This window comes from Shewanella sp. 0m-8, assembly GCF_052977265.1.
Genome location: NZ_JBRIMB010000029.1, coordinates 45,522 through 58,189 on the forward strand (window position 1 = coordinate 45,522; position 12,668 = coordinate 58,189).

Consider the following 12,668-nt stretch of genomic DNA (forward strand, 5'->3'; position numbering starts at 1 on the left):
AATAATTAGGCGCTTATTGTGCCTGAGTCAGCAGATTAACTTCAATAGTGATATGGGATAAACGCTCGAAATCTGACAGCTTTTGCCTAAAATAACCGACGTTGTTATTGCAGTCACAATGTATGACCATACTCGCTGCATAATGGTCGGCGCTGATTTTCCAAATATGCAAATCGACAACCTGAGCCTGCTCTTGCTCAAGGGTGTGTTTTATCTGTTCGATATACGTCTGTTCAATACTCGCGTCCAACAAAATGGGACCAGTTTGCTTTAATAACCCCCAAGCCCAACGGCTAATGATGATGGCGCCAACAATCCCCATTAATGGGTCGAGCCAATTCAATCCAAAGTACTTACCCATTAACAAGGCAACAATCGCAAGTAGTGACGTTAACGCATCTGCAAGTACATGAAAATATGCTGCTCGTAAATTATGGTCATGACTTGGGTTATGCTTCACTTCACTTTTATCATGAGTGTGTTCATGCTGATCACCTGCGTCATCGCTATTTTCATACTCGCTAGTGTCATGATGATGACTGTGAGCATGGCTGTGACTGTGACAGTGACTGTGAGCATGGCCGTGATGGTCTTTTAATAAAAACACACTTACGATATTCACTATTAGTCCGATCACTGCAACTAAAATGGCTTGGTTAAAAAATATTTCATGAGGGTTAAATAGTCGCACACCAGACTCAACCAGCATAACAAGCGCCACGAGACCTAGCGCTATTGCACTGGTGTAGCCGCCCAGTACGCTCACCTTACCTGTCCCGTATGAAAACTCTGCTGAATTCGCATGTTTGCGGGCATATCGATAAGCAAATAAGGTGATCATGAACGCTGCAGCATGCGTCCCCATATGCCAACCATCAGCAAGCAAGGCCATAGAGCCGTATAGGGTGCCGGCAATAATCTCAGCTAACATTGTCACTATCGTTAGCACTAGAACATAGGCAGTATTGCGCTCCCCTGCACTATTGTGGGTAGAAAAACCCTGCTTATGAGGACAATTAATGACTGTCTGCTTAACGTTTCCCATAACACCCCCTACCTTTTGCTTTGTTGACGACCTCAAGCTTGTTCGCTGAGCTTATACTTTTGTTTAAATGTGTATTTTGCTGCCCTACCGGCTTTAATTATGTATAAACATGCATAGCTATCATGATAAGTCCTCATGCACAGACATTATAAATAGACATCATGCATAGTCATTATGCTTACGCACCCGTTTAGACTGACCGCTGTACCTCATCAGCACATAATAGTCTTAGGGCCATATCACATGACCTACTAACTACTAACTACTAACTACTAACTACTAACTATAAGTCTTCGAAGTATTTAGACCTTCACCCACTTTGTCTGCCGATTATTTTGATCGCCAATTAATTTGATTGATAAGTATTTTGACAACCATCTACCTTGACCTTCAACTAGTTCGGCAACCAACTAGTTCGACAACCAATTAGCTCGATAATCAACTAGTTCGGCATTCGACTATTTTGACACTCAAACTAAACTTACGCCTTTAGATCCCAAAATTCAATAAAAAAAGCCAGCATGTGATCAGCTTCAGACTCTTCCCTCAAGCCTCGCCTTTATGGAACTTGCTCGACTAACAACAAAAGCTATAGCCGATAAATTATCAACACATTTGTAATCCATTTACCCACCTCGTTTCAAGCTGGCTATAAAAAGTAATATTCCATCCCGCTATGGGGTTGAATTCAAGTTTTGTTCACACCGTTGAGAATGGTTTTATTGTCATTTAATAAAAATATTATTTTTTAACCCTTTTTATAAACCAGCCCGTTTATAGATGTATTAGACACACAACACCTATTCTTTTGGAGAATGTATGACCTTACTGACTACCTTAAACCAACGCTTTGGCCGTACTCTTTTAGCCTCATCTTTAGTTTTTGCTACTTTTTCATTTAATGCCAGTGCAACCAGCCCAACTCATCCATCTGGAGTCAATCAAAATATGATCAGTGCACAGATTTATAGCGCCAGTGATTACAGCAATCCTGACACAGGGGTTACCAGTGAAACTAAAATGTATCCTAAGCCAGCAACTGGCCAAGAGCAGCATATTTTGACATTACCAAAGCTAGATAATGAAGCTGACTACAGGGTGGAGATTGAAATTGGCCAAACCCAAATGGTTGATTGTAATCAACATCGTTTAGTGGGTGAATTGAAACAGCATACAGTGAAAGGGTGGGGATATAGCTACTATCAAGTTGATAAGATCTCTGAAGGCCCAAGCACTATGATGGCCTGCTTTGAGCAAGCAAAAACCGAGAAGTTCTTAAAGATCAATGCTGACTTAATGGTTAAATACGATAGCCGTTTACCGAAAGTATTTTATCTACCAGAAAATGCCCAGGTACGTTACCGTGTTTGGAAGGTAGAGTCTCAGTTTAACTACTCAGGTAATACCAAGTAATTTCTGTTTTAAGGCTTATTCCAACGCTGAAAACAAAAAAGCTACCAATTTGGTAGCTTTTTTAATATTTCAGAACCAATTACGCTTTTAATGCACCAATGGCTTCTTTACATAAAGCGGTGATCCGCTCCCAGTCGCCTTGCTCCATCGCATCCGTTGGCGCAATCCAGCTGCCACCGATACAATCGACATTTTTAAGTGCTAAATAGTCTTTATAACTACTTGGCGTAATGCCACCCGTTGGGCAGAAACGAATGTCGGCTAATGGGCCTGAAAAGGCTTTAAGTGCATTCACACCGCCAGAAGCTTCAGCTGGGAAAAACTTAAAGTTTGTATAACCCAGTGCCATGCCTTTCATCACTTCAGAGATACTAGCAACCCCAGGGATCAATGGTGTTGTCCCTTCCATTGCAGCTTCTAACAGTTCAGTTGTCGCACCTGGTGTAATCACAAACTGTGCGCCTGCATTAACGGCTTGCTCAAGCTGCGCCTTATTTAGAATAGTACCAGCACCCACTAAAGCTTCTGGAACTTCTTGTGCAATTTTAGTGATCGCTTCTAACGCACAGTCAGTGCGTAGAGTGACTTCAAGCACAGAAATACCACCGGCAACAAGCGCCTTCGCTAACGGTACGGCATGTTCAATCTTATTGATCACCATGACAGGAACAATAGGGCTGCGTTTAAAAATATCTTGTGGCTGTATTGACCAGTTATTCTCAAGCATTGCGTTACTCTTCCTTAAACATTAATAGTTTTCATCAATTGCACTCGTGCAACGAGCACCAGTTTCGGGGCTACTTAAATTTGAACGAAGTGCACCGAATAACTCTCGTCCCATACCGTAGCTGCTCTTATGAAGGTCAACTTTTTCAGCCGTTCTGGCGTTAAGTTCAGCCTCATCAACGAGTAGGGTTAGCTCTCCCGTTGTGGCGTTTACTCGAACTAAATCACCGTCATGGATCTTAGCAATTAGACCACCGTCTAACGCTTCTGGCGTTAAGTGGATAGCTGCTGGTACTTTACCTGATGCGCCTGACATACGACCGTCAGTTAACAACGCAACTTTAAACCCTCGATCTTGAAGCGTTCCTAAGATTGGCGTGAGCTTATGCAGTTCAGGCATACCAATCGCTTTAGGACCCTGGCCTTTAACGACAACTACGCAATCTTTATCTAAGTTGCCGGCTTTAAAGATGGCTTCAAGTTTGTTTTGATCGTCAATAACGACAGCTGGCGCTTCAACAATTCGGTGTTGTTCTTGTACTGCAGAGACTTTAATCACCGCGCGGCCAAGGTTACCTTTAAGCAGTTTAAGGCCACCATTATTTTGAAAAGGCTTATCTAGGCTCGTTAGCACTTCATCATCTAAGCTTGTTTGTTGGCCATCGACCCAAGTTAACTCGCCATCACGAACCTGCGGCTCTTGGGTGTAACGCTTAAGACCAAAGCCTGCCACAGTATCGACATCTTCATGTAGCAAACCGCCCTCTAACAGTTCTTTAATCAAGAACGCCATACCACCCGCTGCGTGGAAATGGTTGATGTCAGCGTGACCATTGGGGTAAACACGTGCAAGAAGTGGAACGGCATCTGAAAGCTCTGAGAAATCATCCCAGTTTACGATGATGCCAGCTGCGCGCGCTGCAGCAACGATATGCATGGTAAGGTTAGTTGAGCCACCCGTAGCTAATAACGCCACAATACCGTTAACGACTGATTTCTCAGAAACCACTTTACCGATAGGCGTGTACTGGGTCCCCATTTCGGTTAAACGACATACCTGCTTAGCAGCCGTTTTGCTTAAGACTTCGCGTAGTGGATCATCTGGATTAACGAAAGATGAACCTGGTAGCTGCAGCCCCATAACCTCAAGCATTAATTGGTTACTATTAGCAGTACCATAGAAAGTACAGGTACCTGCGCTATGGTATGACTTAGATTCTGCATCTAAAAGTGCAGCTCTGTCGACTTCACCTTGGGCGTATTGCTGACGAATACGCGCTTTTTCTTTGTTTGGGATCCCTGACTTCATTGGGCCTGCTGGCACAAATAGCATTGGCAAATGACCAAAGCTCAGTGCGCCAATTAATAGACCTGGCACAATCTTGTCACAAATACCCAGCAACAATGCTCCATCGAACATATTGTGAGATAAGCCCACAGCGGTGCCCATGGCAATCACTTCACGGCTTAGCAAACTCAGTTCCATACCCGGTTGGCCCTGTGTAACGCCGTCACACATAGCAGGCACGCCGCCAGCGACTTGAGCAACACTGCCCACTTCATTACATGCTTGTTTCAACAAGTCAGGATACGCAGCATAAGGTTGGTGCGCTGACAACATGTCGTTGTAAGAAGTGATGATACCGATATTAGCCTTGTTCAATTGCTTGATAGCTGACTTATCGGCAGGGTTACATGCAGCAAAACCGTGCGCCAAGTTACCACAACTTAACGCACTGCGGTGGACACCTTTATTTTTAGCATCATCGAGCGCCGCTAGGTATTTAGCGCGAGAATCTTTGCTTCGTTCAATAATTCTGTCTGTAACAGATTGTACAACGCTGTGCATAATTACTCCTTTAAGCGCTCCAGTAAACATCAACAGGCGTTTTATGCTGATCGAGTACGGCTCTAATCGGCATTTCACGACTGTCATCGCTTGCTAGTGCTTGTCGGTAAACATCTAATTTTTGCTCACCAACGATATGTAAATAAATTTGACGACTCGCTAAAATGGCAGACTTCGACAACGAGATCCTTGAATGAGGTGCATTGCCCGGCTTAACGGCAACACATAAGTCAGTTGTCGTTAATGCGTTGTCAAGTTCTGCTTTTGCGGCACAAGGAAACCAAGAGCAGGTATGGCCGTCATTACCCATGCCTAATACAACAACATCGAATGGCTTAGGGAAACTACCAAGCTGCTCAATCGCCATGGCGCAGCCTTCTTCTGGCGAAGAATACATATTTTTCAAGCCACGAAATTTCGCATTCGCGGCTCTATTTTTTAGTAAATTATTGCGAACAAGGCGCTCGTTTGAATCACCATGATCGGCACTCACCCAGCGCTCATCAGCTAGAGTGATGTAAACATCACTCCAATCAATACCTTTCTTGCTGAGCAATTCAAATAACTTAAGCGGAGTTGAACCACCAGAGACAATAAGACTCGCTTTGCCTCGAGCATCAACAGCTTCTTGCAATTGATTAGCAATGCGTTCAGCCAGCTGCGCTTCGAGTGCTTCTTTATTGTCAAATGATTTGAAAACAGTTTCTTGAATCATTGGTTCTCCCTTACTCGTCCCAAGAACGGCCATCTTTAGTGATAAGCGCGACCGATGCCACCGGTCCCCATGTTCCAGCAGGATAAGGCTTTGGTTTTTCGTCAGTCTCTTCCCATGCTTGAATGATGCCGTCGACCCAGCTCCAGGCCTGCTCAACTTCATCACGGCGCACAAATAATGCCTGATTACCTAACATCGCTTCGAGTAATAAACGTTCATATGCATCAGCAATGCGTTCATTTTTAAAGGTTTCAGAGAAACTTAAATCTAACTTGGTGGTTTGCAAACGTTGCTTTTCACCTAGGCCAGGCACCTTATTCAACATCTGAATTTCAACCCCTTCATGAGGCTGCAATCGAATAGTAAGCTTGTTGGGTGGTAGGTTACGGTAATTAGAGCTGTAAAGGTTGTGGGGTGGATTTTTAAAGTACACCACAATTTCAGAGCTCTTAAATGGCATGCGCTTGCCACTACGCAAGTAAAATGGCACGCCTGCCCAACGCCAGTTATCAATATCCACGCGAAGTGCAACAAAGGTTTCAGCATTAGACTGAACATTTGCGCCCTCTTCTTCTAAGTAACCAGGTACTGGCGCGCCTTTTAGGAAGCCTGAGCTATATTGGCCCCGAACCGTGTTCTCATAAATGTTGTCAGCGTTAATTGGACGCAATGACTTAAGTACTTTTACTTTTTCATCACGGATGTTATCAGCATCTAAGTTAACTGGCGGGTCCATTGCAACAAGCGTCAACACCTGTAATAAATGGTTTTGGATCATGTCGCGCATCTGACCGGCTTTGTCGAAATACCCCCAACGACCTTCGATACCCACTTCTTCAGCAACAGTGAGTTGCACATGGTCGATAGTACGGTTATCCCACTTAGAGGCAAACAAAGAGTTAGCAAAGCGAAGTGCAAGTAAATTCTGTACCGTTTCTTTACCTAGGTAATGGTCGATACGATAAACTTGGTTTTCTTCGAAGTAAGCAGAGACTTGATCGTTAATGATGCGAGAACTTGCTAGATCGGAGCCGATTGGCTTTTCTAAAACAACACGAGAGTCTGGGAAGATAAGATTTTGTTCATGGAGGCAACGACAAATATCGCCGAAGATGGCTGGCGGTGTCGCGAAGTAACTCACCATGACGCGCTTCTCAGGCTCTAAAATATCATGGAATGCTTGGTAACCATCAGCAACCGTGAAGTTAGTGCCGATATAGTGACAACGGTTCAAGAAACGATTCACTGTTTCTTCACAGAGTTCGTCTTTAACAAATGTCTTTAATGCGGTGATGACTAACTCGCGATACTCTTCCTGACTGAAGTCATCTTTTGCAACGCCGAGGATCTTCGTATCGACATTCAGTAAGTTTGCTTTATCAAGCTGGTATAAAGAAGGAAGTAACTTACGCTTAGCAAGATCCCCCTTGGTACCAAATAGAACAAAATCACAAGCTTTGGCTTTTGGTGTCGTTATGCCCATAGCTTCAAAATCTCCTTTTGACACTGTGCCCCACCATTTTTGATGAGAATTCACACGTTTGTTGTAATATAACAACACAAATAAGTAATTGCATCTAAATTCTATAATAAACTTCAAGTTAGCATATTAGGTATGTTAGCCCATAATCTGATATGCTTTTGTGATAAAATTACTAAAATTTATCGTGTTTGTACCTGTTGTCATTATAAATTAATGTCGGCGTAAACGCTCCGGAAATCACGGTTTAAAAACGACAACTTAAAAGCTTTAACAAAATATAATAAAACTACATTACTATTGAGTGGACGTACGCATATGAATACCCTCGAAAAGGTGCAAAAAAGCCTTACCCATTTTAGTAAATCTGAACGTAAAGTTGCAGAAGTTATTTTGTCTTCGCCACAAACGGCTATTCACTCAAGTATCGCCACTTTGGCTAAAATGGCTGATGTGAGTGAACCTACGGTTAACCGCTTCTGCCGTCGCCTTGATACTAAAGGTTTTCCAGACTTTAAACTCCACCTAGCGCAAAGCCTTGCTAATGGTACTCCTTATGTCAGCCGCCATGTAGAAGAGGACGACAGTCCCGATTCTTATACGACCAAGATATTTGAATCTTCTATGGCCTCTTTAGATACCGCCAGGCAAAGTATCGACACCGCTGCGATTAATAAGGCTGTAGATATTCTAACGCAAGCAAAAACCATTTCGTTTTTTGGTCTTGGGGCATCGGCATCCGTTGCTCATGATGCACAAAATAAATTCTTCCGCTTTAATGTTCCTGTCATCAGTTTCGACGATGTTCTAATGCAGCGCATGAGCTGTATAAACAGTAATGAAGGCGATGTAGTGGTGCTTATCTCGCACACAGGCCGTACAAAGTCGCTTATCGACATCGCTAAACTAGCTCGCGAAAACGGTGCTGCAGTTATCGGTATTACTGCCCGTAACTCACCGTTATCAACGGTTTGTACACTTCCAGTAACAATGGAAGTGCCTGAAGATACAGATATGTACTTACCTATGGCTTCACGTTTGGCACAATTAGTTATAATAGATGTGCTAGCAACAGGATTTACCCTCAGAAGAGGCCCTCGTTTCCGTGAAAACTTGAAGCGAGTAAAGGAAGTGTTAAAAGAATCAAGAATAGACAAAGATCCAGTTCTGTAACTGACTTTCTACATAATTTGCGGCAATTTAACCTAAGTTAAATTGCCGATTTCTAAATTATTGTTGCAACAGGTCACAAAATTAAAAACTTGAGTTAGATCATTTTGTTCGTAATTTTACTACATTAACGGGTATTGTCTGGTAATATAGAATCAGAATTTTTTAAAACTTAACGGAGTATGTCATGTTCCGCAGAACCAAAATTGTAACAACTTTGGGTCCAGCCACCGACCGTGATGACAACTTACGCCGCATTATTGCTGCTGGCGCTAACGTTGTTCGCTTAAACTTCTCTCACGGTGCACCAGAAGATCATAAAAAACGCGCAAACGATACACGAGCTATTGCAAAAGAGCTCGGCGTTCATGTTGCGGTTTTAGGCGATCTTCAAGGTCCAAAAATTCGTATTTCAACTTTCAAAGACAACCAAAAGGTTATGTTAGAGCTTGGTCAAGCTTATACTCTTGATGGCGATCTTGGTAAAGGCGAAGGTGACGAGACACAAGTCGGTATCGATTATAAAGAGTTACCGCAAGACGTGAGTCTTGGTGACATCTTAATGCTTGATGACGGCCGAGTTCAGTTGCGCGTTGAAAAAGTTGAAGGTAACAAGGTTCATACTATCGTTACCGTCGCAGGTCCTTTATCTAATAATAAAGGTATCAACAAGCAAGGCGGTGGCTTATCGGCCGCAGCCCTTACTGAAAAAGATAAGCTAGACATCGTTACTGCCGCAGAGATTGGTGTTGATTACCTTGCGGTATCGTTCCCAAGAAGTGGAGCAGACCTAAACTACGCACGTGATCTAGCACGTAAAGCTGGTAGCAACGCGCTTATCGTTTCTAAAGTAGAACGTGCTGAAGCCGTAGCCACTGATGAAGCTATGGATGATGTAATTATTGCATCTGATGCCGTTATGGTTGCTCGTGGTGACTTAGGTGTTGAAATTGGCGACCCTGCTCTTGTAGCAGTTCAAAAGCGTCTAATCAGCCGCTCACGTCAACTGAACAAGCCTGTCATCACCGCAACTCAGATGATGGAGTCAATGATCTCTAGCCCTATGCCAACTCGCGCTGAGGTTATGGACGTTGCGAACGCAGTACTTGATGGTACAGATGCTGTTATGCTCAGTGCTGAAACCGCTGCTGGTGACTTCCCAGAAGAAACCGTAAAAGCAATGGCAGAGGTATGTTTAGGTGCTGAATCACATCCTAGTGTGCAGGTTTCTAAGCACAGACTTGATCAGCAGTTTACTACCATCGAAGAAACTGTTGCGCTATCAACTATGTATGCTGCTAACCACCTTGAAGGTATTAAAGCGATTATCGCTTTAACTGAATCTGGAGCGACGCCGCAAATGATGTCTCGCATCAGCTCTGCGCTACCTATCTTTGCATTATCACGTCACGAATCAACACTCGCTAAAATGGCACTTTTCCGTGGTGTTCAGCCTGTGTACTTTGATTCAACTGCACACGCGCCAGAAACTGTTGCACAAAAAGCACTAGAGACACTTTCTCAAGCGGGTTACCTAGTAAAAGGTGACATGGCGATGATGACGAAGGGTGACGCAATGGAAACTGTGGGTGGCACTAACACTAGCAAGGTTGTTGTTGTAGGTTAAAGCCCTCTTCTATTCTGACATGCCGCTCTAAGGTATGGACGCAATAAATAAAAAGCTACTATTTGTTAATAGTAGCTTTTTTTATTCCTCTCAAAGTAAAACCATTGAATAATCAATCTTTAGCTGTAGGATAGCGGATAAATCTCAGCTGATTATTTATACTGGTGAAATAAGCTCTAGAAAGTTATCGGTCAAGACAAGGCGATGAATGCTAGTGCCTAGCTGTTTTTTCAAGTTAAACCTCAGCTTCAGCCGCTTTATCGATATTAGCTATCGGCTATCGGCTATCGGCTATCGGCTATCGATAGCAAATCACAGGTAGCAAATCACAGATAGTAAGCCAACAAGGAATAAGTTGAATAATGAAATGGAAATTACTGGTTATCTCATGTGTCACGATAAGCATCATCGGCGGCTATTATGTTTATAGCCGTGATAGCAGCGAGAAAAAACTGGCACAAAATATTAGCCCAACAATTTACACACCGGTGAGCATTAATGAAATAACTGTTCAGCAGCAAACGATTAAAGCCCCCCTTTCGAATAAAACCTTTCAAAAAACTAAGCTACAGCAACTTTCTTCTGCGCACGCTCAATGCCAAAGACGATTCCACAACTTTAGTGAGCAAGTTACTGATGTCCACAGTGGGATAATTGCAGCACTAGAACAAGAGTTGAGGCAAGGTAAAACTGAACGCGAACTGCTTTCCTTTCAGAGTCAATACCAAACATTCTACGATAGTTATCAGGACTTGCTAATTGAAGCTAAAATCAATATCGAAAAAAACAAGTACTCTATCACTCGAGCTAGCTCCATTTTAAAAGACTGGAGTGGAATGTCGGTCATTGAAGGGGTTAATGTCGATACTATTGATGTGTTGGTTACAGCGCTAAAGCCATTAGAGAATGAACAACATGGGCTGGGTATGTCGATATCCTTAGCGCACGATATAAACAAAGCAGATATCTATGCCCTACTTGATAATAACGACAATTTTACGACCTATTTAGCATCTCCGCTTTCTATTCGCGACAGTCCAGTTTTATCACCATCAATTCTATTTATCTTAACTGCTGAATACCTTAACCTAGAAGAATATAAGCAAGTAGTGACCTTGCAATCATTTACTGTCAACGACGTCGCGGTGGCATTAAAAAATAATATGGCGACCGAATACTTATTTCCGTTGCTTGAGCAAACACAATCATTAACTGACTTTCCTATTTTTGCTCAAGGGCAATTCGATACCTATGAAAATCTAGCTGATATTGCAGTCGCTAATTTTAATGTTGATGCATTAGCGTTACTCAACAAATACGGTGTTAAACCGATTAATGAGCCAGGCATATTAACAGCAATGGACATAGCCATATTGAATTTGCCCCGTAGTGATGCTGAGTACATTAAACTCAAATCCGATGCAAATAAAATGCTCGACACGCTGAGTTACCTGAAAGTTCAAGGTTATAAAGCCCACGGTAGTATTAGCCTGAACGGCACAGGCATAAGCTTTAGCCCGCCGCCCAAAGGTTTCTTTCATAGCGACATGGTTTCTAATGCTAAGTTAAAATCGCTTCTTAATAGCATCCCCCTCATAGATAAAAGCTTTAATGTAAAACAGCGTGAGGTAGATGACTCCGTTATCTCGCTTGCCATTGTTGAAGCAAAAAATAAACAAATGACAATGAAGCGAAAGTCAGAGCAATGCGCATCAGTAAAGCAGCAGTTACTTGCTGAACAAAGTTTTGAAGGAAGGGATAGGGCCTATGACATCATTGATGAGATAAAGAAGGATCCCGAGCACATAAAAGAACGACTACATGAAATTGATCCTGTACTTGTCGGTATTTGGCAAGAGCTTGAACTTAACTATAAACGTGCGCCATTAAATTCAGACTCTAGTGATAGGTTCAAACGTTTATTAGCAGACGGAAAAACAGAGCAAGCGCTTGAATACAATGAGCAAACCCCACTGACACAATCACAAACAGATGCCCTATTTCATTATATACTTCATGTCGATATCGAATTCCTGTCAGCATGGAATGTAAGAATTTCTCCTCAAATGCCATCAAATTTACTCCCACTCAAAGCTCTTCCAATTGAAAAATGGCAAGACTTATTACATCAAGGTTTTGATTTTTCGATAATAGACCAATCAGGAAATGATGTATTTATGGCTGCGGCTTTACACTCACCACAAGCTATCCAATTTTTAGTCGACAACAATTTTAAATTAAATTCAGATAAATATGGATTAGATGCCCTCGACTTACTATTAGAGCTTAGCTCTGAAAATGGTCAGTTACACGAGAGTTTGCCAAAACTTATCCCGCTCTACCCAAAATTTCGTGCCAGTCATTACGCTAGGGTAGCAAGAATAAAGAAATTCTTGCCAGAAGAGTATCAACAACTCATCACGATAGATAACGCCCTTACCCCGATAGCAGGCACAGAGTTAAATACGTTTAGAAGCCGATATTTTTAATAAGAGAGGAATTTAGACCTCAACAGGAAATAGAAAAAAATACGGTTAATAGCGGTGAAATAGAGCGCGTTCAATTATTATACCAATCTAAGTAAAAATATGATCTAATTGCATTCATCGTATTCTCTTCATTTGTGGTTATGGATAACTTTAA

General features: G+C 42.4%; 9 protein-coding genes. 4 read left to right on the top strand and 5 right to left on the bottom strand.

Features of this window, described 5'->3' with window-relative positions; all coding sequences use genetic code 11:
• Positions 1–13: 13 nt before the first annotated feature.
• On the bottom strand, positions 14–1,045 hold the full coding sequence (gene dmeF / locus ACVBIO_RS14025) for a CDF family Co(II)/Ni(II) efflux transporter DmeF (protein ID WP_447172855.1): 1,032 nt from the start codon (positions 1,043–1,045) through the stop codon (positions 14–16).
• Between the two features lie 819 nt (positions 1,046–1,864).
• On the opposite strand from dmeF, the gene eco reads away from it, so the two are divergent.
• Positions 1,865–2,458: a serine protease inhibitor ecotin gene (gene eco / locus ACVBIO_RS14030; protein WP_447172856.1), complete on the top strand. Its 594-nt coding sequence runs from the start codon at positions 1,865–1,867 to the stop codon at positions 2,456–2,458.
• A 79-nt stretch (positions 2,459–2,537) separates the two neighbouring features.
• Here the strand turns inward: eco and ACVBIO_RS14035 are convergent, their stop codons facing one another.
• Genes ACVBIO_RS14035 through zwf form a run of 4 tightly spaced genes read right to left on the bottom strand, consistent with a single transcriptional unit; the run spans position 2,538 to position 7,231 of the window.
• Positions 2,538–3,185 (bottom strand): bifunctional 4-hydroxy-2-oxoglutarate aldolase/2-dehydro-3-deoxy-phosphogluconate aldolase, encoded by a 648-nt coding sequence (locus tag ACVBIO_RS14035; protein ID WP_447161941.1) that lies wholly within the window; start codon positions 3,183–3,185, stop codon positions 2,538–2,540.
• 21 nt (positions 3,186–3,206) lie between these two features.
• Entirely contained in the window at positions 3,207–5,033 is a 1,827-nt protein-coding gene (gene edd / locus ACVBIO_RS14040) for a phosphogluconate dehydratase (protein WP_447172857.1), read from the bottom strand.
• Positions 5,034–5,043: 10 nt separating this feature from the next.
• Positions 5,044–5,748, bottom strand: a complete 705-nt coding sequence (gene pgl / locus ACVBIO_RS14045) for a 6-phosphogluconolactonase (RefSeq protein WP_447164433.1) — start codon at positions 5,746–5,748, stop codon at positions 5,044–5,046.
• Between the two features lie 10 nt (positions 5,749–5,758).
• Entirely contained in the window at positions 5,759–7,231 is a 1,473-nt protein-coding gene (zwf, locus tag ACVBIO_RS14050; protein WP_447161955.1) for a glucose-6-phosphate dehydrogenase, read from the bottom strand.
• 315 nt (positions 7,232–7,546) lie between these two features.
• Between zwf and ACVBIO_RS14055 the strand changes: the two genes are divergently transcribed.
• The 3 genes from ACVBIO_RS14055 (at position 7,547) to ACVBIO_RS14065 (ending at position 12,514) form a co-directional block, all read left to right on the top strand.
• Positions 7,547–8,401: a MurR/RpiR family transcriptional regulator gene (locus ACVBIO_RS14055; RefSeq protein ID WP_447164434.1), complete on the top strand. Its 855-nt coding sequence runs from the start codon at positions 7,547–7,549 to the stop codon at positions 8,399–8,401.
• Positions 8,402–8,585: 184 nt separating this feature from the next.
• Positions 8,586–10,025, top strand: a complete 1,440-nt coding sequence (pyk, locus tag ACVBIO_RS14060) for a pyruvate kinase (RefSeq protein ID WP_447161945.1) — start codon at positions 8,586–8,588, stop codon at positions 10,023–10,025.
• 362 nt (positions 10,026–10,387) lie between these two features.
• Positions 10,388–12,514: a hypothetical protein gene (locus ACVBIO_RS14065; protein ID WP_447172858.1), complete on the top strand. Its 2,127-nt coding sequence runs from the start codon at positions 10,388–10,390 to the stop codon at positions 12,512–12,514.
• Positions 12,515–12,668: the final 154 nt, after the last annotated feature.